Annotated in this window: 23 protein-coding genes, 1 tRNA gene and 1 pseudogene; 14 read left to right on the forward strand and 11 right to left on the reverse strand. The window is 51.3% G+C overall.

The genetic code is table 11. From position 1 onward, the window contains the following. The first annotated feature begins 40 nt into the window (after positions 1 to 40). The 6 genes from mtrA to secA all read left to right on the forward strand — a co-directional run bounded on the left by mtrA (position 41) and on the right by secA (position 8,028). Positions 41 to 721 carry an MtrAB system response regulator MtrA gene (gene mtrA / locus BLP47_RS03325; RefSeq protein ID WP_091850356.1) on the forward strand — a complete coding sequence of 227 codons (681 nt, stop codon included), beginning with the start codon at positions 41 to 43 and terminating at the stop codon, positions 719 to 721. Next, positions 718 to 2,259, forward strand: coding sequence for an MtrAB system histidine kinase MtrB (gene mtrB / locus BLP47_RS03330; RefSeq protein ID WP_091850358.1), 1,542 nt, complete (start codon positions 718 to 720; stop codon positions 2,257 to 2,259). The genes mtrA and mtrB overlap by 4 nt, the downstream gene beginning before the upstream one ends. Further along, a complete protein-coding gene (locus BLP47_RS03335; RefSeq protein ID WP_091850360.1) occupies positions 2,256 to 3,914 on the forward strand; it encodes a GerMN domain-containing protein in 1,659 nt (552 codons plus the stop codon). Before mtrB ends, BLP47_RS03335 begins: the two co-directional genes overlap by 4 nt. Before the next feature lie 80 nt (positions 3,915 to 3,994). Continuing rightward, positions 3,995 to 4,642: a ComF family protein gene (locus tag BLP47_RS03340; protein ID WP_091850362.1), complete on the forward strand. Its 648-nt coding sequence runs from the start codon at positions 3,995 to 3,997 to the stop codon at positions 4,640 to 4,642. A 44-nt stretch (positions 4,643 to 4,686) separates the two neighbouring features. Continuing rightward, a complete protein-coding gene (gene hpf / locus BLP47_RS03345) occupies positions 4,687 to 5,313 on the forward strand; it encodes a ribosome hibernation-promoting factor, HPF/YfiA family (RefSeq protein ID WP_091850364.1) in 627 nt (208 codons plus the stop codon). 48 nt (positions 5,314 to 5,361) lie between these two features. Further along, a complete protein-coding gene (gene secA / locus BLP47_RS03350) occupies positions 5,362 to 8,028 on the forward strand; it encodes a preprotein translocase subunit SecA (RefSeq protein WP_091850366.1) in 2,667 nt (888 codons plus the stop codon). On the opposite strand, the gene BLP47_RS03355 is transcribed toward secA, so the two are convergent. Then, positions 8,025 to 8,390, reverse strand: coding sequence for an Rv3235 family protein (locus tag BLP47_RS03355; protein WP_091850368.1), 366 nt, complete (start codon positions 8,388 to 8,390; stop codon positions 8,025 to 8,027). The two genes, secA and BLP47_RS03355, sit on opposite strands and share 4 nt — an antisense overlap. 130 nt (positions 8,391 to 8,520) lie before the next feature. On the opposite strand from BLP47_RS03355, the gene BLP47_RS03360 reads away from it, so the two are divergent. Genes BLP47_RS03360 through BLP47_RS03375 form a run of 4 tightly spaced genes read left to right on the forward strand, consistent with a single transcriptional unit; the run spans position 8,521 to position 11,859 of the window. Continuing rightward, positions 8,521 to 8,928 carry a hypothetical protein gene (locus tag BLP47_RS03360; protein ID WP_091850370.1) on the forward strand — a complete coding sequence of 136 codons (408 nt, stop codon included), beginning with the start codon at positions 8,521 to 8,523 and terminating at the stop codon, positions 8,926 to 8,928. Positions 8,929 to 8,980: 52 nt separating this feature from the next. Continuing rightward, a complete protein-coding gene (locus BLP47_RS03365; RefSeq protein WP_157671445.1) occupies positions 8,981 to 9,562 on the forward strand; it encodes a hypothetical protein in 582 nt (193 codons plus the stop codon). Further along, positions 9,562 to 10,404, forward strand: a complete 843-nt coding sequence (locus BLP47_RS03370; protein ID WP_091850374.1) for a hypothetical protein — start codon at positions 9,562 to 9,564, stop codon at positions 10,402 to 10,404. The genes BLP47_RS03365 and BLP47_RS03370 overlap by 1 nt, the downstream gene beginning before the upstream one ends. 24 nt (positions 10,405 to 10,428) lie before the next feature. Continuing rightward, positions 10,429 to 11,859, forward strand: a complete 1,431-nt coding sequence (locus tag BLP47_RS03375) for a sensor histidine kinase (protein ID WP_091850376.1) — start codon at positions 10,429 to 10,431, stop codon at positions 11,857 to 11,859. Between the two features lie 28 nt (positions 11,860 to 11,887). Here BLP47_RS03375 and BLP47_RS03380 read toward each other — a convergent pair whose 3' ends face one another. Then, positions 11,888 to 12,136, reverse strand: coding sequence for a WhiB family transcriptional regulator (locus BLP47_RS03380; RefSeq protein WP_091852876.1), 249 nt, complete (start codon positions 12,134 to 12,136; stop codon positions 11,888 to 11,890). Positions 12,137 to 12,249: 113 nt separating this feature from the next. Between BLP47_RS03380 and BLP47_RS03385 the strand changes: the two genes are divergently transcribed. Next, positions 12,250 to 12,645 (forward strand): hypothetical protein, encoded by a 396-nt coding sequence (locus BLP47_RS03385; protein ID WP_091850378.1) that lies wholly within the window; start codon positions 12,250 to 12,252, stop codon positions 12,643 to 12,645. On the opposite strand, the gene BLP47_RS03390 is transcribed toward BLP47_RS03385, so the two are convergent. After that, entirely contained in the window at positions 12,616 to 13,098 is a 483-nt protein-coding gene (locus tag BLP47_RS03390) for a peroxiredoxin (RefSeq protein WP_091850379.1), read from the reverse strand. The genes BLP47_RS03385 and BLP47_RS03390 overlap by 30 nt on opposite strands. Positions 13,099 to 13,227: 129 nt before the next feature. Between BLP47_RS03390 and BLP47_RS03395 the strand changes: the two genes are divergently transcribed. Beyond that, a tRNA-Lys gene (locus tag BLP47_RS03395) sits at positions 13,228 to 13,303 on the forward strand. Between the two features lie 40 nt (positions 13,304 to 13,343). Here BLP47_RS03395 and heR read toward each other — a convergent pair. Both heR and BLP47_RS03405 read right to left on the reverse strand, forming a co-directional pair. Further along, positions 13,344 to 14,117, reverse strand: coding sequence for a heliorhodopsin HeR (heR, locus tag BLP47_RS03400; protein ID WP_091850381.1), 774 nt, complete (start codon positions 14,115 to 14,117; stop codon positions 13,344 to 13,346). 567 nt (positions 14,118 to 14,684) lie between these two features. Further along, the gene (locus BLP47_RS03405) at positions 14,685 to 14,978 is read right to left on the reverse strand and encodes a zinc ribbon domain-containing protein (protein WP_091850383.1); all 294 of its coding nucleotides are present in this window, start codon (positions 14,976 to 14,978) and stop codon (positions 14,685 to 14,687) included. A gap of 447 nt (positions 14,979 to 15,425) precedes the next feature. On the opposite strand from BLP47_RS03405, the pseudogene BLP47_RS08640 reads away from it, so the two are divergent. Continuing rightward, positions 15,426 to 16,103: pseudogene (locus BLP47_RS08640) on the forward strand (nitroreductase family protein). A 32-nt stretch (positions 16,104 to 16,135) separates the two neighbouring features. On the opposite strand, the gene BLP47_RS03425 reads toward BLP47_RS08640, so the two are convergent. After that, positions 16,136 to 16,378, reverse strand: a complete 243-nt coding sequence (locus tag BLP47_RS03425; RefSeq protein WP_091850391.1) for a hypothetical protein — start codon at positions 16,376 to 16,378, stop codon at positions 16,136 to 16,138. A gap of 244 nt (positions 16,379 to 16,622) precedes the next feature. On the opposite strand from BLP47_RS03425, the gene efeU reads away from it, so the two are divergent. Continuing rightward, positions 16,623 to 17,477 (forward strand): iron uptake transporter permease EfeU, encoded by an 855-nt coding sequence (gene efeU, locus BLP47_RS03430; RefSeq protein WP_091850394.1) that lies wholly within the window; start codon positions 16,623 to 16,625, stop codon positions 17,475 to 17,477. A 37-nt stretch (positions 17,478 to 17,514) separates the two neighbouring features. Here efeU and BLP47_RS03435 read toward each other — a convergent pair whose 3' ends face one another. From BLP47_RS03435 to BLP47_RS03455, 5 genes are all read right to left on the reverse strand, one after another. Then, positions 17,515 to 18,540 (reverse strand): ABC transporter ATP-binding protein, encoded by a 1,026-nt coding sequence (locus tag BLP47_RS03435; protein WP_091850396.1) that lies wholly within the window; start codon positions 18,538 to 18,540, stop codon positions 17,515 to 17,517. Further along, positions 18,537 to 20,054 carry an iron ABC transporter permease gene (locus tag BLP47_RS03440; protein WP_091850398.1) on the reverse strand — a complete coding sequence of 506 codons (1,518 nt, stop codon included), beginning with the start codon at positions 20,052 to 20,054 and terminating at the stop codon, positions 18,537 to 18,539. Before BLP47_RS03440 ends, BLP47_RS03435 begins: the two co-directional genes overlap by 4 nt. Positions 20,055 to 20,064: 10 nt before the next feature. Further along, positions 20,065 to 21,081: an iron ABC transporter substrate-binding protein gene (locus BLP47_RS03445; RefSeq protein ID WP_091850402.1), complete on the reverse strand. Its 1,017-nt coding sequence runs from the start codon at positions 21,079 to 21,081 to the stop codon at positions 20,065 to 20,067. 108 nt (positions 21,082 to 21,189) lie between these two features. Next, positions 21,190 to 21,468 (reverse strand): hypothetical protein, encoded by a 279-nt coding sequence (locus BLP47_RS03450; protein ID WP_091850404.1) that lies wholly within the window; start codon positions 21,466 to 21,468, stop codon positions 21,190 to 21,192. A gap of 56 nt (positions 21,469 to 21,524) precedes the next feature. Next, the gene (locus tag BLP47_RS03455) at positions 21,525 to 21,893 is read right to left on the reverse strand and encodes a DUF393 domain-containing protein (protein ID WP_091850406.1); all 369 of its coding nucleotides are present in this window, start codon (positions 21,891 to 21,893) and stop codon (positions 21,525 to 21,527) included. Between the last annotated feature and the right edge of the window lie 34 nt (positions 21,894 to 21,927).

The raw sequence follows: 21,927 nt of genomic DNA on the forward strand, positions 1-21,927 counted from the left end.
AGGGTTGGATTGTTGCTGAAACTAAATTGCGGAGGGCGCAATGTCTCAAAAGATTCTTGTCGTAGACGATGATGACGCGTTACGCGAAATGGTTGGCTTGGTGTTATCGGGCGCTGGCTACAACCCAGTCTTTGCCGCCGATGGCATCAGCGCGGTAGATGTTTTTAGCTCCCAGAACCCGGATCTAGTGCTTTTAGATATCATGCTGCCTGGGCAATCGGGCATTGAGGTCTGTAGGCAGATTAGAAGCAAGTCCGGTGTCCCAATCATCATGTTGACCGCTCGTGGAGATACCGAGGATGTTGTTCTTGGTCTTGAGGCCGGAGCCGATGACTACGTGGTTAAGCCACATAACGGTGCGGAGCTGTTGGCAAGGGTGAAAGCAAGACTCAGGCCACTTGCCGATGACGCTGCAACGGTTCAGATCGGCTCTTTGGTGCTGGACCCGCAGACCTTCGAGGTCAAGCGCGGTGACACATCGCTGTCCCTGACTCCTCTGGAATTCAAACTTTTGCACACCCTTGCGGCTAAGCCGCAGCAGGTCTTTAGCCGGGAGATGCTCCTCGAGCAGGTCTGGGGTTACCAGTACAAGGCTGACACTCGATTGGTGAATGTTCACGTTCAGCGTCTTCGCTCAAAAATTGAGGTAGATGCCGAGAACCCGAAGATCGTGATGACCGTTCGCGGGCATGGATATCGAGCCGGTACCGAAGCTTCGTGATTGCGCTTCTGCGCCGTTCGCTTACGGCACGAACAGTTTTCGCCACTTTGGTGCTCAGCGGCTTTGCTCTAGTTGCTCTGGGAGGTTTTCTTTCGTATTCGCTAGCTAATAGTTTTTATCAATCCCGGCTGACCCAGGTACTAAACGAAACTGAACGAGCCGTCGGCTTGGTTCAGGGCACCGTCGCCGCCGCTTCTCTGACCGATGAGACGGCGCTGCAAACTCTTATTAACTCGGTGGTGCCTTCACTTGAAATTTCCGGTGGTTCTGGAACCCGTCAGGTGGCGCTTTTGCGCAGTCCAGGGCAGCCGCAGCTGCAGCTATTTCAATCGCCAATTTCCAGAGATTTGGACCTCACGAGCATTCCCGGGGAGCTGCGGCAATCGGTGCGTGAGTCGCCGGGAATTCTCACCTACACCTCAATCTCCCTGGTGAGAGGTGGTTCCCTGGTTCCGGGAATAACGGTTGGGGCTCCAATCGCTTTTCCATTAGCCGGGGACTTTGAGCTGTATTTGGTTTTCGATTTGGCAGCCGAGCAGCAGTCTTTGCAACTGGTGCAAAACGCACTGGCCGTTGGTGGCATCGTGTTGCTGATAATCATTGCGCTACTCAGCTATTTTGTAACCCGGCAAATTGTGAAGCCGGTGGAGAAAGCGGCCTTGGCAGCCGAGGCGATATCCGACGGGAAGCTGGACGAGAGACTGCCGGAACGCGGTGACGATGTAATCGCGCTCTTGGCCAAATCCTTTAATAAAATGGCGAGCAACCTTCAGGGCCAAATTGAGCAGCTCGACTCACTCTCAAGGATGCAGCGCCGTTTTGTTTCGGATGTCTCGCACGAGCTGCGCACCCCGATGACCACCATTAAGTTAGCCGGGGAGGTAATCTTCGGCAATCGCGAGAAGCTGGAACCCGCTCTCTCTCGCTCAGCAGAGCTCATGCAAAATCAAATACTGCGCTTTGAAAGACTGCTGGCAGACCTTCTAGAGATATCTCGCTATGACGCCGGTGCGGTAACGCCAGAGTTTGAGTATCAAGATCTAAATGCCGTGGTGGGTGCCGCTATCGCCTCTATTGAACCACTAGCCATTTCCATGCAAACCGAAATCCGGGTAATACTTCCACCTAAAGCGGTGGATGCCGAGTTCGACGCCAGGCGCATTGAGAGACTCTTGCTTAACCTGTTGTCTAATGCCGTTGAGCACGGTGAAGGAAGGGCGATTGTGGTCGAGGTCGGGCAAAACTCCCAGGCCGTAGCTGTCTGCGTATCCGATTCCGGGGTGGGCATGACCAGGCAGCAGCTTGAGCGCGTGTTTGATCGCTTCTGGAGGGCGGATCCCGCAAGACAGCGCTCAGTAGGTGGCACAGGTCTTGGTCTAGCAATATCAAAAGAAGACGCGATTCTGCATCGTGGTTGGCTGCAGGTCTGGTCAAAGCCCAAGCGAGGAACAAGTTTCAGGCTGACATTGCCACGCCGCGCGGATTCCATTATCGCTAATTCGCCATTGGCTTTGCCCCCGAGGTCGGTGGAGATATGATTCGCAAGCTAATCGCTCTGCTAATGCTATTTACCCTTGCCGGGTGCGCCTCTTTGCCCACCAGGATCGATATTCGGCAGGGTCCGGAACTTATTCCGGATGACTCTCCGGAGCTCACGTATTACACTCCGTCCGGTCCGATTATGGGGTCTGGACCCGAGGAGATTGTGTCGGGCTTTCTGGCCGCTGGCACTGGACCGCAAAATGACTACGGGGTGGCTCGTGAGTTTCTATCCGAGGATTTCGCTCAGCGCTGGCAGCCAGATGTTGGAGTTCTGGTACGAACCGGCGCTCCTGAATTTCGCTCTTCGGGCGATTCGCTCCAGATTGTACAAATCAATGTTGGCGCCCGGATTGATGAGCAGGGGCGGTACCTAGATTCGGAGGAGCCAAAAACTAGTTCTTTGCGTTTTCAGCTTTCTAAAGAAGCTGGAGAGTGGCGAATTTCCTCGGCCCCCAATCTAACGGTGGTTACCTCACCAGTTTTTGCCGTAGTTTTTAATGCCTTCCCGGTCTATTTTTTGGACAACACCTCGGAGCGCTTGGTGCCGGATCTTCGCTGGTTCCCAACCAGGGCTTCCACCGGCACCAGATTGGTGAACGCGCTTTTGGATGGCCCCGCTGAGGGTTTGGCGGCCGGTGTAATCTCCGCAATCCCAGTGGGGACCAAGCTCACCATTGATGCGGTGCGCGTTCTGGAGGGGGTCGCGCAGGTCGATTTAGATGCCACAGCGCTAGAGGCTAGCGCTAGCAATCGAAGGCTGATGGCAGCGCAGTTGCGAGCAACCCTGCTGCAACTTGCAGGGGTATCCGACATCGCAATCTCGGTGAACTCTTCACCGCAGGACATTAGCGCCCCACCGATATTGATTGAGTCCTCGACCGGAGCCCCTTATGCTTTGAGCCTGCGGGGTGTTGCAAGAGTGAATGGCGGCCAGGGCGCGACCCTTAGTAGCACTAAAAATGCCGTAACTCAGCTTTCACCTGAGCTCTTTGCGATTGATTCTGATGCCAATCGACTGGCCTACGCTACGGCTTCCGGGGTCTATTTAGCCGTTAGTTCGAGTATCTCATTTCAGAACACCTTGGTTTCCGATGCCACAAACATCCAGCATCTCGAATTTGATGTCAATGGTTTTCTCTGGCTCTTCCCAAGGCTCGCAACTGACCCAATCCTCGTGATTGACCCACTTGGTAATCAGCGCACAATATCGCAGCCAGTTGGTAACGAGCGAGTATCCGCTTCACTAAGCCCGGAGGGATCGAGGCTCGCTCTTATCTCACAGGGTGCCAGTGGCCCTGAGGTTCTGATTTTTTCGGTTTTCAGGGCTCAATCTGGCTACCCACTTGAGTTGGTTCAGGCCGATTCGCTCAAGCCAGTTCTCGGACAAGCATTTAGTCTAAATTGGCAAAATGGTTCGACCTTGAGAATCTTGGAGCGCACCACTTCGGGCCTCACTGCGCTCAGCGACTATCCACTAAAGGGTCCTCGAACACAATTGAGCATGCCTCCGGTGGTGGGGGTGAAAATTGTCCCCGGGCCATCTTCGACATCCACCTACCTGCTATCTGATGCCGGTGAGGTTTGGGTGCTTTCTTCAGGCACTTGGCGGCAGAGCGAAACGGCTGTAATAGACATCTCAATTCTTCGCTAACAATCCAAGGCACAACTCGGTTGTGCCCACATTTTGGATTTTGATTGTTTTGACTGGCACCCAGAGAACAAACTTCTGGCATGAAAGATCAGATTTTGGACTTTATTTTCCCAGCTCGATGCGTGATTTGTTCGAAGCTGCCCAAGCTAATTTGCCAAGGCTGTTTTCCGCTAAACAGCCCGAGTACTTTCGAGCTAGCGGCGGCAAGTGGAATTAGCAGTTTTCAATACCAAACCGAGTTCGGTAAGGTGCTGAGCGGATTCAAGGACCGTGCATTACTTCAGCTCTCAACAACGCTTGCCAACGCTTGGCTCTTGGATTTAGAAAGAGCAGTTTCAGAATATAAACCCGAACTTATTTTGGTGCCGCCATCATCTAGGGCTAATTTCCGAAAACGTGGCTACAACCCCGTCGAATTATTGGTTAAAAAAACACTCAGCCTCTCGAGCAAAAAGGCGCGAGAGCTTCCGGTCAAAACATTGGAGTTGATTCGGCAAACCAAAGATCAAGCGAGTCTCAATCAGGCGCAGCGGGCCATCAATCTCTCGGGAGCATTCAGGTGTCAGGAAAAACCGAATCTAAGGGTTTTGCTCATCGACGATGTGCTCACTACCGGCGCGACCCTTCAAGAGATGACCCGTGCAGTACATGCCTCAGGGGCGAGGGTTACAGGAATCTGTGTTCTAGCTCAAAGAACTCTGGTTATCGACTCGCAACCAAGAATATGAGCGTAGGTTAGGGACAAGACACAGGTGTCTATTAGGAGGTCACAATGGAACTTACAATCTCAGCCAAAAACCTCACGGTATCGGACCGATTTCGGGAGTATGTCGCCGAAAAATCTCAAAAAATAGAGCGCTTCGCTTCCGAGTCCGAAGAGCTCAACATCAAAGTCACCAGGCATGAACATCGTCGCTCATCGGGAGTGGAAGACCAGGTCGAGCTGACCGTCTACAAGCCCGGCCACGTGGTTCGAGCAGAGGCCAATGCTTCTGATAAATTTGCCGCCTTCGACATTGCCCTTGGCAAGCTCATAGAGCGGCTGCGCAGATATTCCGATAAGCAAAAAGTCCATATCGGAGGTAGTCACAAAAACATCAGCACCAGTGAACTGGCCGCAACCGACTTCGCTGCAATAGACCTAAAGCCAGCCGAACTAAGACTGATAACTGGCGAGGTGGAAATAGTCAAGGAGCCCGAAGCGCCTGATTACGGAGTCTCCCCAGTGGTGATTCGAACCAAGGAGTTTGAGAAGGTGTCAATGACTCGCGAGGAGGCGATTGACCGCATGGAATTGGTAGGTCATGATTTTTACTTATTCCACGACTCTAATATTGACCAAGCCGCGGTTGTTTATCGTCGGCAAGGCTGGAGTTACGGAGTAATTAGTCTGAGCTAGTTTTTCTAGCGAGGGCTAGACTTCATTTCGAAACTCAAGGAGAAAATCTTGGCGTCAATAATCGACAAAATGCTGCGCGCTGGCGAGGGCAAGCTTATAAAAAAGCTCGAAGTTATTTCCAAACAGGTAAATAATCTAGAAGCGGATTTCCAAACCCTGACTGACGATGAGTTACGCCAAGAAACCAGCTCCTTTCGAGAGCGGTATGCCCTGGGTGAGACCTTGGACGATCTGCTCCCCGAGGCCTTCAGTGCAGTGCGCGAGGCATCTGTTCGAACCTTGGGACTTAGGCACTTCGATGTTCAGATAATGGGTGGAGCGACGCTTCACTTGGGGAACATCGCAGAGATGAAAACCGGTGAGGGTAAGACTTTGGTCGCAACTCTCGCCGCATATTTGAACGCCATCCCAGGCCGCGGCGTCCACGTGATTACGGTGAACGACTTTTTGGCCGGTTACCAATCAGAGCTCATGGGCCGCATCTTCCGCGCTTTGGGGATGACCACCGGCTGCATTATTTCGGGCCAGGATCCGAATCAGCGCCGGGCACAGTACGCCTGCGACATTACTTACGGTACCAATAACGAATTTGGTTTTGACTACCTCAGAGACAACATGGCGCTTTCTAAGCCGGACCTGGTTCAGCGGGATCACTTTTTTGCCATCGTTGACGAGGTCGACTCGATCTTGATCGATGAGGCTAGAACCCCATTGATTATTTCGGGACCCGCCCAAGCTGATGTGAATCGTTGGTTTGGTGTTTTCGCGAAGCTAGCTCAGACCCTCAAAATTGATATTGACTACGAGGTGGATGAGAAAAAGCGCACCATCGGAATCCTGGAAGATGGTATCGATAAGGTGGAGGATCACCTCGGTATTGAGAATCTTTATGAAACCGCAAACACGCCACTGATTTCATTTCTGAATAACTCCATCAGGGCTAAAGAGTTATTCCGCAACGACCGAGACTATGTCGTGGTCGATGGCGAAGTTCAAATTGTTGATGAACACACCGGACGCATCCTGGGAGGCCGCCGCTACAACGAAGGCATGCACCAAGCCATCGAAGCCAAAGAGGGCGTAGCCATCAAGGCGGAGAACCAAACCCTTGCCACAGTGACCCTGCAGAACTATTTCAGACTCTATAAAAAACTCGCCGGTATGACTGGAACCGCTGAGACCGAGGCCGCGGAATTCAATGGCACATACAAGCTCGGCGTGGTTGCAATCCCGACCAATAAGCCAATGATTCGCAAGGATCAGCAAGATTTGATATTCAAAAACGAAGAGGTGAAATTCCGCATGGTCGTGGAAGACATCTTTGAAAGGCATCAAACTGGCCAACCAATCTTGGTTGGAACCACTTCGGTAGAAAAAAGCGAATACCTCTCCAAGCTTTTGGCGAAGCGCGGGGTGAAGCACGAGGTGCTAAACGCTAAAAACAATGCTCGTGAAGCTGTGATTGTCGCCCAAGCAGGTCGCTTCGGCGCGGTAACGGTTGCCACCAACATGGCTGGTCGCGGAACTGACATCATGCTCGGTGGTAACGCCGAGTTCTTGGCGGTTACTCAAATGCAGGCTCTTGGTCTTGACCCAGTTGGCGAACCCGAGGCTTATGAGGCCCGCTGGGATGAGGTCTTTTTAAGGATGCGCCAAGACGCTCAGGTCGAAGCGGATCGAGTACTTGAAGTGGGCGGGCTTTATGTCTTAGGAACCGAACGTCACGAGTCCCGCAGAATCGACAACCAGCTTCGCGGGCGCTCCGGTCGCCAGGGTGATCCGGGCGAATCTCGTTTCTACTTATCGCTAACTGACGACCTCATGCGACTTTTCAATTCGGGAGCCGCATCCGCTTTGATGAACCGCTCTTCGGTGCCGGATGAATCGGCTATCGAGTCCAAGGTTGTCTCGCGCGCCATCGCATCGGCTCAGTCCCAGGTCGAGGCTAGAAACGCTGAAATTCGCAAGAACATTCTGAAGTATGACGATGTTATGAACCGCCAGCGCGAGGCCATCTACACTGATCGCCGTCAGATTTTGCAGGGCGAAGACATCTCGCAGACTCTGCAGGATTTTCTGGAGATAGCAATTAAGGACATCATCCGAAGCAACATGCCCGAGGGATCAGGTCAGGATTTGGATCTAGAGGGTCTCTGGAAAGAATTACAGGCGGTTTATCCGGTTGGTATCGAGATCGAAGAGGTCATGGAGAGTGCTGGCTCAAGGGCCAAACTAACCAAAGTCTGGCTCACCGAAGAAATTCTTAGCGACGCAAAAATTGCCTATCAAAAGCGCACCGACGAAATCGGTCCAGAAGTCATGCGCGAGCTGGAGCGCAGGGTAATGCTTTCGGTGGTCGACAGAAAGTGGCGCGACCACCTATACGAAATGGACTACTTGAAAGAGGGCATTGGTCTTCGGGCAATGGCTCAGCGCGATCCATTGGTGGAATATCAGCGTGAGGGCTACGGCATGTTCACCGACATGATGACTGGGATTCGCTATGAAGCGGTTCAGTTCTTGTTCAATGTTGAGATTAAGCAGAATCTTCCTGAGGTCCAGGCGCCACCAGTGCAATCACTAACCTATTCGGCACCAACCGAGCAGGGCGGGGTCGATACTCATGCTGAGCGGACTCAGCTTTCTCGTCCGACGCCCCCAGTGGTGAAAAAGCCTCCACAGGCCGGTCCCGGGAGTGCCTTCTTTAGAGGCTAAATCAGGCAAATATCCGTGATTCGATACTTGCCATGGATGAGTTCGGCTCGAATTGAAACTGCCCGGGTGGAGCCTGAAATTTTGAGAACCACCACGGCTTGGTAGGCACCTACATCGGTGAGAAAAGTCTGTGATTTTTTTACAAAAATGTCTGGTCGCAACTTAGTTCCGGTGAGTTGGCGTTGCAGAGATTGCCGTTTTACTCGCTGGCAAATATCGTAATAGGTTCGATCCGATAGCCAGCGAGCCAGTTGCTCGGGCCTTCTGACTCCTGCTAACACCTCGACGTAAGCGGCTCCGATTTGCGCAAAAAATGCAGCTGGATCCGGATTCTTTACTTCAACTGTTCCCTGTTTTAGCATTTTCTACCCTCGCTTTGCGTCGGAAGTTAAACTTCCCTTGAGTTTGGACAAGATTTGGGAATATTGGAAGTCTTATTTTCCTAGTTGTGGATAACTTTCTGGGGACAGCTTTGGCCCCATACTTGCCAGCATGGATTTTCTAACCGAACTCGAATACGAATTCTCTGAGCTGAATCAACCCAAGCCACCCCAAGGCTCGAGGGTGGTGACCGGAAAAATGGAAGTTGCCATTGACAAGGCTTATCTCGGGAAAGACTTTATTTGTGGCTTGAGCAGCCTTGGCTTGATTGCCGTGCCCACCTCGAAGATTCTCAGGATCCTGAGCACCAATCTGCCGATAAGAACCGAAATTACTTTGCTGGAATTACTCGCAGTTCAAAAGCAACCGGTTTTAATTGAGTACCCAGAATCAGATCAGGAAAACTGCTGGCTACTGAATGTCTCTGATGATTGGCTTCGAGTGGCAACCAAGCAGGGCATTGCTTGGCTGGCAGCGCAAAGTATCGAATTGGTCAAATTTTCGCCTGTGGATAACTAAATACATTTTCGCAATCTTTCTGCCACTGTCTGTGATTGACAAAGGAGTTGCAATGGCAAAGGTTTTGCGAAGAAGGATTCCGAACTGGGCCTGGCTGAGCGCTGGTATGTGTATCGTCGCGGTTGCGCTGGCCCTATCAGCGCTGAATCGGCCCCTGCCGCAGTATCTGGTCGCAGCAGTTGACCTGAAGCCAGGGGCCGCAATTTCAATCTCGGATTTCACGCTGATAAACCTGGATCTTGGCTCATCCGCCAATAGCTACTTAGGCCCGAGCGAGCTAATAGCTGAGGCAAGTGTGACAAGGCTGATACCTGCGGGGGAGCTGCTGCCGACTCGTAGCGTCAGGGAGTTTGTCGCGCCGGGGATGACTTCAATCAGATTTGTCCCAGGCCTGAAACCTTCAACAAATGTTCGGCCCGGCACTTGGGTCTCAATTTGGCAAGTGGTGGAAACTGAAACTGGGTTCGAGTCTCAAAGAATCGTGGAGCGTTCTGAGGTGACAGAGGTGGCTTTTGGCGAGGGATTATTTGCGGCGGATTTCCCCGAAGTTGAGCTGATTCTGAGCCTTGCGGAGGCAACCCTGGTGCTCGGGGCAGTGGCAGCTGACACCGACCTATTTGTTTTGGAGCAGTGATGACGATCCTTTCCGAGGGAATGCTGGCGGTGCCGGAGATCAAGCTTGCCCCAAGCACCCTTAGTGGCAAGCTGGTGAGCTCCTGGGGCACCGCAGGAAGCGGTAAAACCTCAATCGCTATCAATGTCGCCTTTGAGCTCGCACTAGCGGGAGAATCGGTTTTACTGGTGGATTTGGATAGTCGCAGGCCCAGCATCGCGTCTTGTTTGGGTTTGACCGAACCGGGGGCCGCGCTAACCGCGGTCCTGAGACTTGCAAGACAGGGCAGGTTGGATGCCGCAGAGTTAGAGCGACTCTGCAGCATGGTGAAGTTTCAGGGTAAACAATTACAAGTCCTCACGGGCCTCAACTCACTCTCCAGGTGGCCAGAGCTTGATAGCAAGGCAATCTCCGATTTCAGCTCAATCGCGAGAAATCTCTTTGACTGGGTGGTTTTTGACCTCAATGATGATATCGAAACTGGCAGTTTTTCTGCCGACACTGGGATGGAGCGCAATCAAGCCACCAGGGAGATTTTGCAGCTTTGCGATTACAGGCTGCAGAGCTTTGCGGCCGATGCTGTTGGGGTTAATAGGTATCTGAGTTTGGCCAAGGAAACTGATTTTGAGACCTGGGTTATCGCCAATCGAGTTAGAGCCTCAACCATCGGACGAAATGCCGAAAGACAGCTGCGTGACACGATTTTCAGAGTGTCTAGAGTGACGCTGCGAGCCCTGGTCCCAGAGGACCAAGCCGGCTTTGATCTTTGCATGCTAGAGGGCAAACCGCTTTGCCTGAGTGCCAAGAACTCCAAGGCGCGTGAGGCAATCAGGCTGATTACCACCGACCTCTTAGATGCTTAGAAGCTCGCGCTAAACTCGCTATTCATGAGCGACACTCAGGGGCTAGCTAATCAGTGGATCAGATCACTGTTGGCCGATTGGCAGTTGATTGCGGATGTGGCATTTGCTGATTTAGTTTTATGGCAATTTGATCAGGGCAAATTTATTGCCACAAACCATGCCAGGCCCGCTGCTGCACCAACCGTTTTCCACCGCGATCTCACAGACCAAAATCCCAGAAGCGACTGGCTGGAGATCATCGAACTCTCTTATCAAACCGGGGAGTCGGTTAATCCAAGCAGCATTAGCGAGATTGACGGCCTGAAAACCCGAGTTTCGGCCTTTCCTGTTTATGCGGGAGGTAAAAAGGATGGGGATCTGCCGATAGCGGTCATTTCCCGCCACCTTAACCTCACCGAGGGCCGGATGCCCAGCAAGGTGCAACTCAACTTCCAAGCCGTTGGCAATGAGATCTTGGAGATGGTAGCGCAGGGGCTATTTCCTACCCCCGAGGTTGGTTCAGGCTCAAAGCGCGGCGCTCCTAGGCCGAACGACGGACTACTCCGATTGGATGAGTCCGGCAATGTTGTTTTTGCCTCACCCAACGCCCTGTCACTTTTTTATCGAGCCGGAGTGAAAGTCGAGCTGGAGGGAAAACAGTTTTCTAAGGCAGTGACCGGTGCGCAATTGGATTTTGGGCCAATGGATGAAGGTCTGCCGCTGGTATTAACCGGCAAGGGCGCTTGGCGAACCGACCTTGAATTTAAGAATATGACTTTGGCGGTTCGGTCCATCCCGACAATCGAGCGCGGCAAACGAGTCGGCGCCACAATTTTATGCCGCGATGTCACCGAACTGAGATTTCGAGAGCGCGAGCTCATCACCAAGGATATGACGATTAGGGAGATTCACCATCGAGTGAAGAACAACCTGCAAACCGTGGCATCTTTGCTCAGAATTCAGTCACGGCAGTCCAAATCTGAAGAGGTCAAAGAATCATTGGCCCAGGCGATGCGTCGAGTCAGTGCTATTGCAGTCGTGCACGATGTGCTCTCCGAAGGAATAGATCAAGAAGTTTCGTTCGACCTAATCTTCAAAAGAATTTTGGCTCTAGTTCCCGATATCACGGCCGCATATCACAACAGCGTGAAAACAGAGTTGGTGGGAAGCTTTGGAGAGCTTTCAGCTCAACGTTCCACCACGCTGGCCCTAGTTCTAACCGAGGTTGTGGCAAATGCTGTGGAGCACGGGCTGGCAGGAAATTCCGGACTCATTCAGGTTGAAGCGGCCCGAGATAAACAGTTTCTCACAATTGCAATTACCGATGATGGTGTCGGTCTAGCTGAGGGCAAAGTGGGTACTGGGCTTGGGACGCAGATTATTCGTACGCTCGTTGAATCCGAGCTTCGCGGCAGTATTAGTTGGACCTCACCGATTCGCGGCGGGACTAAGGTCGCAATCAAGCTCCCTATTTAGCCGCGGCGCTGCTTGAAATTAACGCGAATCAGCCAGCGCGTCGAGCTCTGGCATAGCGACGCTTCAGCGAGCGGCGCTCATCCTCAGAGAGGCCACCCCAAACTCCGGTGTCCTGATTCTCCTTGATCGCATACTCGAGGCAGCTTGCGGAGACATTACATTGACGGCAAATTGTTTTTGCCTGCTCGATTTGCTCAAGGGCCGGTCCCGTGTTCCCGACTGGGAAGAAGAGTTCCGGGTCCTCATTGAGGCATCGGGCCTGATTTAGCCACGTCATATCCATAGTGTTTCGGTTCCTAAGATCGACATTGCTCCTACTTTTTAGCAGGTAGAGTCGCATGTGCAACCCCAAAATGCTTTCACAGCCGAGGAAAGAAATCAAGACCCAAAATGCAAAAGCAGCCAAAAAAACTCATAATCGCGGTGATTATCATTGCCCTGGAGGCATTAATTCTTTGGGGGCTCGGTGTTTGGTCTCTTGTTGCACTTTTTTTAGAAGATACCGCTTCTTTTGTCAGCGCATTGTTTTTGCTCGGCATGGTTTTGGCGGCGGCGCTTTGGGCGAGCAACATTGCAATTGGGGTCTGGCAGCATAAGCGCTGGGCATATTCGCCAGCATTGATTCTCCAGCTCATCACAGCGGCGATTGCAACTGCCAGTTTTGGCGGCGAATTTGGAATTGTTTGGCTGGGTCTTGGATTATTGGTCCCGGCGGCAACTGCGTTTTACTGCGTGTTTTCCAAAGAGGTGAGGGAGCTACTGCGCCCCACCGAGACGCTTGAGTAGCATGTTGGCGTGGCCAGTAGCTTTCACGTTATAAAGGGACTGCAAGACTTTCCCAGCCTTATCCAAAATGATGGTTGATCGAAGCGGACCGCGATAGACACGGCCGTATATGCTCTTTTCGCCGAAGGCTCCGTATAAATGGTGGACAACCATGTCGGGGTCGCTCAAGAGGTCAAAGGCTAGATCGTGAGATTCCTCAAAGCTCTTTAGCTTCGCCACGCTATCCGGAGATATTCCAACGATAGTGAACCCTAAGGCTTCAAATTTTCCCAACGAATCTTGAAAGTCGACGGCCTCTTTGGAGCAACCAGGGCTTCCGGCCGCGGGGTAAAAGAACGCAACCAGCCCCTGGCCGGAGAAACTAGAGAGCGATCTGATTTCGCCATTTTGATTTGCGAGTGAAAAATCAGGGGCCGCATCTCCAGTAGCAACTCGCACAACTTCTTGATTCACTAAAGCCCCTTTGTCTGCCTGTGAAAAGAATAGTGAGAGTTCGGGAATTTTTTTGGAGAGTTCGCCATCAGCGTGGCTTCGAAAAGCTTGCCACGAGCCGAAACTAAAGTGCTAGAATTTGGGGCTGTCGCACCTCTAGCTCAATCGGCAGAGCAACTGACTCTTAATCAGTGGGTTCCGAGTTCAAGTCTCGGGGGGTGCACCATGAAACTTTTATTGGATAACCCAGCCGAGTAATCAGGTTTCTAGATGTTCAGGGTTCCAATGACGATGACCCAGGCTAGAACCGACTTGGACACCAAGCTCAAAATAATGTAGCCCTTCTCACCAAACTCATAGAGCTTCCACTTACCAACCTTCTTGTATTGCAGCCACATGTTGATGGCGAAGGTGTTGAAGAATAAGAAGGTCAGCAAAAAGCCAAATTGAGCGTAGGTCGGTATCGAATCCGATATGTTGTTGGTCGAGACCCAGAAATAGATTCCACCCATAATCCAAGGCACGATTCCCGCAACAACGCCTAGGTTAAAGGGCAACCAGCTGGTCTTCTCGGTCAACTGGTTGTGGCGCTCCATGACGAGACCAAACATGTTCATCAAGAAGTTCAAGGTAAATACAAATACCACTGCGGAAATCTCAATTAGGCCACCAAGCATCAACAGCACGACCAGCATCAAGGAAGATGATATCGAGTACTCCCACCAGCGCGGTGGGTTGATGCCCTTAGCAATATTTTGCTCGTAGCGGCGGATGTAAAAAGGCGATGAAATCAATAGGTGGGCGATTGCCGATAGCAATAGAAATATTGGGCCGATTAGCGCTATTGGGAATTCAAAGAGTGTCTCACTCACGGGGCGAATGCCCTCGGGGGTATCGGTGAAGAACCGAGAGATAACCGGGATCCTCGTTTCATCGTTCAAGATGAAAAATAGCGCAACAGCCTGGACTAGGTGAAAAACACCAGCCAATCTGTTAAGTATTTGCAACTTGCTTCCAAGTTTTGTCTCAGGCTTCATCATTTCTCCCAGCTGATTTAGTTAGCCCACATCCCCGGGCTTCTAAAAAGTATAAACGCGTCAAAAACTTCGAGCCTAGTTTCCGATCTAGGAGAGCCTGACAGTTTGGTGAGAGTGTTTATTGGGAAATTACCAGAATTGAAACTTGATCCTGGCCCAAGGCCCTTGGCTCTAATCATTTGGTGCAAACAAGGACTGAAGTCCACATTCAAGACTCATCAAAAAAGTGCTGCCCCAAAGAGGCAAGAGACCAAGCGATGCCGTCCTTGTCGGCACACTCCAACTCGGCGGCCCCCAAGTTCAAATATTCCCGGTTATTCTTGCCCCGGTTTGAATCCCCAGTATCACCACCTGAAGATCTCTAGTTCATCAAAGCCCCCACGACTTAGATGACGCTTTGTTGTGTCTTGAAAGCGGGAATCGGGAAAAACCCAGGATTGGCGAACGGTCTTGCAGAAAAGCAAAAAATTAGTATCGGCTTGCTCTGCCAGTGTTTGGCTGTGCGCAAGGTTATTGCTCAGTCACCTGGGCGAATTGTTTTTCTAGAATCCCACGAGTTGGAATATTGCGTCAGGTCAAACTAACGAAATCAAGTTCCTTGCCACAGTGCACACAGAAGGTGGCCTCATCTTTAATCAATTCCGAGCAATACACGCATTTTCGAGTTAGTTCTGGACTTACTGGTCGCATCACTTGAATCACGAATAGCGGGATTAGCCAGCCAAGTAGAAGTGATACGACTAGAAATCCCGCGAAACTTCTTCGCCTCTCCTGAGCCACTCGAGCAACAAAATAAGCCGGAATCACCCAAATCAAAATAAATACGATGGCTATTCCAGCCCACTCCGACCCGTCTAAACCCATAACTGCTCCTGCTCTAGAACCCATTTTAACTTACCACCTGACATCAGCATTTCCTCTTAAGTAGTTGGTGGAGATGGCCTATACCCGGGTAGGCCTGGGACTCAAAGGCGCTCGGCTACAGACTGCAACTTCTTTTGCCGAGCTGACTCAAAAGTATTTAGGCGGCCTGAATCAGGGCCGCTCAGGCTCACGCTTTTTTCCAATTCGGCACTCTAGCTGGGTGAGATCGAAGGAAAGAATTGAATAGAGGCGAATTACCTGTTGACCAAGCTGCCCACATTTCTCATCGAATCAATAAAAGACGGACTCAGAAGAACGAGGTATTTTGGGCAGCTTCGAGCTCCCACGAACCTCACCCAGGCCAAGGCAGATCTGCAAAAAGATCTTCATCTAATCGAAAGAGCCTTGGCACTTCCTGAACCGAGAAGGCCTTTTGGACTTAAACCTGTGGCGCGTATCAACGAACTTATCGCCCAATATTGCCCTGAACTCGGCAATTATCTCTTGAATCAAGCTGAGCATATTCTGGCCGAGGATATGAATTGGAATGAGCAGGGCATTCGGCCAGCTTTTCCCGAAATTCGAGAGCCAAGCGAAGCTCAGCATCTTTTGGTTTCCCGGCACTCAGTGAGGGCGTTTGGTTCTGATTTGGCCCCCACAGATCAAGAACTAGAGGGGATTATGCAGCTCGCGGTGTACGGCCCGAGTGTTTCTAACACCCAAAGTTGGAGCGTTTGAGCCTATCGCGCAGAAACTGACATTGAAAAGCTTTTATCTTTGCAAAACGGGAACGCTGGTAACTCTAAAATTCCACTTCTGCTTCTTATTACCGTCGACTGCAGGAGCTTTGCGGGTCCTAGGGAGCGCAATCAGATGTGGATTGATGGTGGGATTTTCCTGCAGCAACTACTGCTGTCAATTCATGCATCAGGCTGGGCGAGTTGCCCAATGAATTTGTCTGAGATAAATGCCCAAGCCAGCAGGCTTCGAAAACTCGCACACATAGCCGATTACGAGGAAATCATCTGCTTTGTCTCGGTTGGCGAACAAGATCCTGCAATCTCACCGGCTCGTTCGGCAAGAAAGCCGGTGACCGAAGTGCTGCATATTGAACAACTTGGCTGAGCCACGAACCTAGAACTTGCCACACATGCCAACTAATTGCGCAAAGGGGACATGGAAATGCTTGAATCGGCAGCGATGAGCATTGCGGCAACTATTTGGGTTGGCTCCTGGTGTCTGGGGTAGGTAGCCTTAGCAACGCCGCCGTGACCCTTGCCAAGATAGCTGCTGGCACCATCGCTGCAATCCGCATTTGGAGCAAATCGACTGCCGCGAGCGAGCCGTCCAAAGTAAAGGGTCTGTCGAATCTTTCCTCCCGGGGAGTCCCAACGGTTCATTCAGCTGGTTGCGCTTTCGGTCCGGGAATCAGAGGCTTGGAAACTAAGAAATCGACGCCAATAGGGTCTCGGCAATTGGTGCGCACCTACTTGCCCGAAAGTTCGGGTCTTGACCATTAAAAAGCCGGCTAAGACTTTTGGTTTCTAATTTTGGAATAATCTCCAAAATAAATACAAATATTGATTGAATCCGGCAGATAGTTAGGTTAGCCTAACCATCTAAGAAACAATCAAGGACGACTAATTGATTTCAAACTTTTTGATAGGCCTGAGAGAGGGTCTAGAAGCGGTGCTCATTATTAGCATCCTGGTGGCTTATTTGGTGAAAACGAGACGCACCGACAAGCTTATTTACGTTTGGCTGGGTTCAGGACTGGCGGTCCTTCTTTCGCTATCTTTTGGATGGTTACTCACTTTTACTCAGTTCGGGCTCCTTGCAACCAGCCGAGACCAGGAGATTTTTGCTGGTGCGATGGCATTCACGGCTGTCGCCCTGGTCACCTGGATGATCATTTGGATGCGAAATATCGGCTCCAGAATTTCCCAGGAATTGCAAGGGAAATTAGAGGAGGCGATTACTGGCGGAGTAGTCGCCATAGGTGCCATGGCATTTGTTGCAGTTGCCCGTGAAGGCTTAGAAACAGCACTCTTCTTCTTCAGCGCGGTCCAGGCAGCCGGCTCAACCGCGACTCCTGTTGGAAGTTTTGTTTTTGGCATTCTGACAGCTGTTTTGCTGGGTTACTTGCTTTACCGTCGTGCGGTAAAGATTAATCTCAAGAAATTCTTCAACCTCACTGGAAGCTTCCTGATATTTGTCGCCGCCGGGGTTCTTTTATACGGAGTGCATGAATGGCAGGAGAGTGGACTCCTTCCTGGTGAGGGGTTCTTGGCGTTTAATCTCTCCTCCCTAATTCCGGATGACTCTTTGATTGCCTCATTGGCAAAAGGAATATTTAATTTCCAGCCTGAGACGAGCTGGTTGGCAGCCTGTAGTTGGCTGCTTTACGTTGGAATAACGCTCAGCTTGTTTCTATTTCGGAAACCAAAATCACAAGCCCACGCCCTGAGCTCCGGCGAAACTAGAGTCGCTGCCCGATAGATGCTTGATTGGAAGCCCCGTTCAGCTTCCCCAGGTTTTAGTTCGCGTAAAAGTTGACAGATCCACGAACCCAGACCTTGACCCTCATGCCAACCTCTGGCGCAAATGGACCATTGGATCGGGCTCGAATAACTAGATCGCCAATCTTGACTTCAAGAACTGCATCGTGACCAAAGAACACCTGGGCGATAACCTCACCTTCGCCTCCCGGATTCGGGAGTAGATAGAAGTTTTCATACCTGATTGCGGTTAGGCCTTGATCTCCATCCGACACCTTGCCCATTGGGTTTAGTAGACCAAGCGCTGTCGAGATTTTACCCTTGACTACTTGACCCTCAACCAGAACCGAGTCGCCTAAAAAAGTTGCAATGCCAATGTCAACCGGGGAGTTATAAATTTCGGTCGGGGTGCCAATTTGAACAATCTCTCCATTGCGCAGAACTGCCACCCTGTCTGCCAAAGAAAGGGCCTCTTCTTGGTCGTGTGTCACTAGAACTGCTGTAGCACCCTCTGCTAAAAGGATTGCCCTAATGTCAAGCCTGAGCCTTGCTCGAAGCTCGGCATCGAGTGCGCTAAAGGGTTCATCCATCAAAACAAGCGCAGGCCTAGGAGCCAGCGCTCGGGCAAGCGCTACTCTTTGCGCCTGACCTCCAGAGAGGCTCTCTGGCCTAGCATCCGCAAAATCCGTCAACTCCACAAGTTCAAGAAGGTGCTTCAGCCTGGCCGCTTTTTCTTCGGTTGGCCACTTTGATATACCAAATCCAATGTTTTGCGCAACGTTTAGGTGGGGAAATAATGCCGCATCCTGGGGCACTATCCCAATGTTTCTTTTATCTGGAGCAAGGACCTTCTTTGAATTGGAGATTTCCACGCCGTTTAGCTCTACTGATCCAGAAGTGGGTCTTTCAAATCCGGCGATGAGTCTCAAAAGAGTTGACTTGCCTGCACCAGAAGCGCCTAAAACTGCCACAAGCTCTTGGTTTTTTAGCTCTAGGTCAATACTTTTGAGAACATGAGTGTCGCCAAATGATTTACTTAGGCCGCTTAGCTTCAACAGCGTCATTTTGCTCGAACCTCCGAAATTGCCTTGCGAGCCTGGGCATTTAGCGCCAGCGCGGGCAACCCGGCAAGCATAATCAAAAGCATCGCATAGGGAGCCGCTTGGCTATAAGAAAGGTTCTCAGTCGCACTCCACAACCTGGTGGCCAAGGTGTCAACCTCGGTTGGGCGGAGCAAAAGTGTCGCTGGGAGTTCTTTTAGCACTGTGAGACTAACCAAGGCCATGCCCGCAATAATTCCAGGCATAGCAATCGGGAGCACTATCTTGAAAAGCGTTCTATTTGCCGGGGTGCCAAGTGATTGCGAGAGGTCCTCGAGACTTCTTGGCACCCTTGCGATAGGGGAGGAGATTGCCGCCAGAGCGTTTGGTAAAAATAGAATCAAATACCCGATTAACAGTAACCAAGTCGTTTGATAAATCCATGGTGTGATATTTGCTCCGAAAAATACCAAAGCCAGACCCACCACGATTGCCGGCAACGCATGGGTTGCCCAGGCCAGTGTTTCGATAAAAGCACCGAGCTTGGTGCGATACCTAACCGCCCAGAGTGCAATCGCGGTGGCAAAGATTCCGATGACCACACCCGCCAAACCAGCCAGGCTAAAAGAGCCCCACAGGGCCTCCAGTAATTGACCTATGTCAATGCTTGTACCGCCCTGGATGCTCCAAATTGTGAGGCTCACAATTGGCAACCCGACCCCCAGGGCCGCAACCAAGACCAGAATCGGAAGTGCGATCCAAGACCAATTTCCAAGCTCAACCCGCACTCTTTTTCCCAGGGCGCGTGAGCTTGAAAGATTCACCCCGCGGTAGCGCCGTTCCAGCCAAATCACCAGCAGTGTAATTAGCAGCAGGATTATTGCTAAGGCTGCCGCTGCCGTTCTATCAAAGGATCCGCGATAGGCATTGAAGATGGCTCTTGTGAAGGTGTCGTATCTAAGAATCGCAATCGCACCGAACTCGCTCAGGGTGTAAAGGGCAACTAACAACACCGAGGCCGTGGCGGCCGGAGCCACTTGCGGCCAAGTGACCTTTCTAAGTACCGAGAATCTGCCAAAGCCAAGGCTTCGAGCTACCTCTTCGCCTGCGGTGTCCACCCTCATAAGCGATGCGGTGACGGCTAAAAACACGTAGGGGCTGGTGGCCAAAGTTAAGACCAGCCAGGAGGCGAAGAACCCCGAAAAGGCTGGAAACACCGACACGTATCCAAGCGCCATGACGTAGGAGGGAATTGCTAGTGGCAGCGCGGCCAAAACCGCAAACATTGATGCAAACCTGATATTTGATCTAGTTGTTAGCCAGGCTTGTGAAAAACCGACCACAAAAGCCGAGATTGAGACGCTGAGCACTAGAAGTCCAGTGTTAGCCAAGAGTTCTAATGTGCGGAACCGAAAAACTTCATCGAGGGCCTGATCCAGGCCCTCGATGAATCGGATTGCAAGATAACCAATTGGCAGGCTTGCGAATAAGGTTGCGCCAAGGCTAAGTACTACAACTAGAAATGGCGGCCTTCGCATTTATAGAACTCTAGATGAGTCCCGCCTCACGAATCAGATCAAGCGTCTCGGAGAGGCTATCTAGATCGCTCAGATCGATATTTGGAGCAGGGACTTCCTCGAGTGCAGGAAGGCTGATGGTCTGTGGGACACCGGCGATTAGGGGGTACTCGCTTGTTTGGCTGGCAAAGTACTCCTGCGCGCTTTGGCTCAAAAGGTATTCAACAAAAAGCTTGGCGGCGGCTGAGTCGTGGACCATGCCCACGCCGGCGACATTTATCAGGTTGCCGACATCCTGGTCCTTGAACTGGGTGATTCTAGACTTCAGGTTCTCCATGCCAACTTCTTTACCCTTGGCATACCAGTAGTAGTGATTGATTAGCCCAGCATCTACGGTGCCGGCTTCCACGGCTTCAAGAATGGCGGAGTTTTTTTCGAATAGCACCGCGTTGGTCTTCATTGCCTTGAGCCACTCGAGGGTTTTATCCTCACCCTCCAGCACGCGCATTGCGGTCACAAAGGACTGGAACGATGCGTTGGTTGGTGCAATCGCGATTCTTCCCTTCCATTGAGGTTCCGCAAGATCAAATACGGATTTTGGCAGGTCAGTGACTTTCTCAGGGTTGTAATTCAAGACCCTGATCCGGCCTGAGATGCCCACCCATTTACCGTCTCGGGCAGAATAAGCGCTTGGCACTAGGTCCAAAAGCTCTTGCGGGATTGTCTTTAGAAGCCCGGCCTTGGATAGCGAGCCCAGGGCTCCGGCATCCTGGGAGAAGAAAATATCAGCCGGGGAGTTTTCACCCTCTTCTAGAATTTGTGCGGCAAGCTCGGCTCCACCGGCGTAGCGAACTTCAACGGCGATTCCAGTTTCTGCAGTGAAGTCATCAATTACTTGCTGAACCAAATCTTCGTTTCTACCCGAGTAAATGGTGAGCGTGGCATCTTGAAGGTCTTGATCCGCTGGTGAACAGCCGGATAGCGAAATCCCTAAAAGGGCAATAACGGAAAAGGCTAGGGTCTTTTTGAGTCTGAGTTTTTTAAACAAGGAGGGTCATCTACTTTCTGTATTCCCCAATAGGTTAGGGTTACCTAACCTTCTTGTCAATTTAAACTTATATCGAGGCTCATCGCCCCGGTTTCTATTAGCTATTAGCTACTTTTTGCGCGCTGAAATAATCAAGGTGATGGCACCCACCAGTAGGACCGCCGTGGGAGCAACATAATCAAGCCCCGAATACCAGTCGGTCCAGCTGTTGGCTATGACAAAGACGAGCCCCAGACCGCCCATTGCGATCAAGGCCCAAGAGATGGCCCTGCTGGATCGCGGATCGGTTTTTTGTAAGTCGTCTCGGGTAGTAGCGGTTAGAGCGCCACAGCTTTGGCAACTAATATCAAACTCAGAGATTGTCGCCGCACATTTTTTGCATTTCATGCCATCAGCCTAGGGCTCGATTTTGATAGCGGTTCGATTTGAGCTCTGGTACCCAGCTAGATTTTGCACTCTGGTGTGCCACCCGGGAGCTTGTCGCGATTCGCAGCAATCTTTTTGTAAGTAAGATTCGCCAAGCTCGAGATGATCGGCAAATTAAGGATTCTGCCGGCAATCAGCCATGGGGTTTTTGACTCAATTAAGACCTGGGCAACGGCCTCGCTTCCTTGAAACTTGCCCCTTTCACTCACAAATCTTAAAGCCTCCGAGCATTCTTTTTCAGAGAGTCCGTATAAGGCCGGTTCCAGCCGCTGATAGGGCTGAGTGTGGATTCTTTTCGAGCCAATCATTCGCCTAAGCACTCTCACGCTGGAACTGCAAAAAGCACAGTCCCCGTCGAAAATAAGAATTGGCATATCCATATGCATTACAAGCAGTTTTCGAGCTCCTGAATTCCTCACA

The organism is Candidatus Aquiluna sp. UB-MaderosW2red, assembly GCF_900100865.1.
Classification (GTDB): Bacteria; Actinomycetota; Actinomycetes; order Actinomycetales; family Microbacteriaceae; genus Aquiluna.

Coding starts and splice junctions, on each gene's coding strand:
- mtrA (WP_091850356.1), top strand. CDS start 41: ATGTCTCAAAAGATTCTTGTCGTAGACGATGATGACGCGTTACGCGAA.
- BLP47_RS03335 (WP_091850360.1), top strand. CDS start 2,256: ATGATTCGCAAGCTAATCGCTCTGCTAATGCTATTTACCCTTGCCGGG.
- BLP47_RS03340 (WP_091850362.1), top strand. CDS start 3,995: ATGAAAGATCAGATTTTGGACTTTATTTTCCCAGCTCGATGCGTGATT.
- hpf (WP_091850364.1), top strand. CDS start 4,687: ATGGAACTTACAATCTCAGCCAAAAACCTCACGGTATCGGACCGATTT.
- BLP47_RS03355 (WP_091850368.1), bottom strand. CDS start 8,390: ATGCTAAAACAGGGAACAGTTGAAGTAAAGAATCCGGATCCAGCTGCA.
- BLP47_RS03360 (WP_091850370.1), top strand. CDS start 8,521: ATGGATTTTCTAACCGAACTCGAATACGAATTCTCTGAGCTGAATCAA.
- BLP47_RS03365 (WP_157671445.1), top strand. CDS start 8,981: ATGGCAAAGGTTTTGCGAAGAAGGATTCCGAACTGGGCCTGGCTGAGC.
- BLP47_RS03370 (WP_091850374.1), top strand. CDS start 9,562: ATGACGATCCTTTCCGAGGGAATGCTGGCGGTGCCGGAGATCAAGCTT.
- BLP47_RS03375 (WP_091850376.1), top strand. CDS start 10,429: ATGAGCGACACTCAGGGGCTAGCTAATCAGTGGATCAGATCACTGTTG.
- BLP47_RS03380 (WP_091852876.1), bottom strand. CDS start 12,136: ATGACGTGGCTAAATCAGGCCCGATGCCTCAATGAGGACCCGGAACTC.
- BLP47_RS03385 (WP_091850378.1), top strand. CDS start 12,250: ATGCAAAAGCAGCCAAAAAAACTCATAATCGCGGTGATTATCATTGCC.
- heR (WP_091850381.1), bottom strand. CDS start 14,117: ATGATGAAGCCTGAGACAAAACTTGGAAGCAAGTTGCAAATACTTAAC.
- BLP47_RS03405 (WP_091850383.1), bottom strand. CDS start 14,978: ATGGGTTTAGACGGGTCGGAGTGGGCTGGAATAGCCATCGTATTTATT.
- BLP47_RS03425 (WP_091850391.1), bottom strand. CDS start 16,378: ATGAACCGTTGGGACTCCCCGGGAGGAAAGATTCGACAGACCCTTTAC.
- BLP47_RS03435 (WP_091850396.1), bottom strand. CDS start 18,540: ATGACGCTGTTGAAGCTAAGCGGCCTAAGTAAATCATTTGGCGACACT.
- BLP47_RS03440 (WP_091850398.1), bottom strand. CDS start 20,054: ATGCGAAGGCCGCCATTTCTAGTTGTAGTACTTAGCCTTGGCGCAACC.
- BLP47_RS03450 (WP_091850404.1), bottom strand. CDS start 21,468: ATGAAATGCAAAAAATGTGCGGCGACAATCTCTGAGTTTGATATTAGT.
- BLP47_RS03455 (WP_091850406.1), bottom strand. CDS start 21,893: ATGCATATGGATATGCCAATTCTTATTTTCGACGGGGACTGTGCTTTT.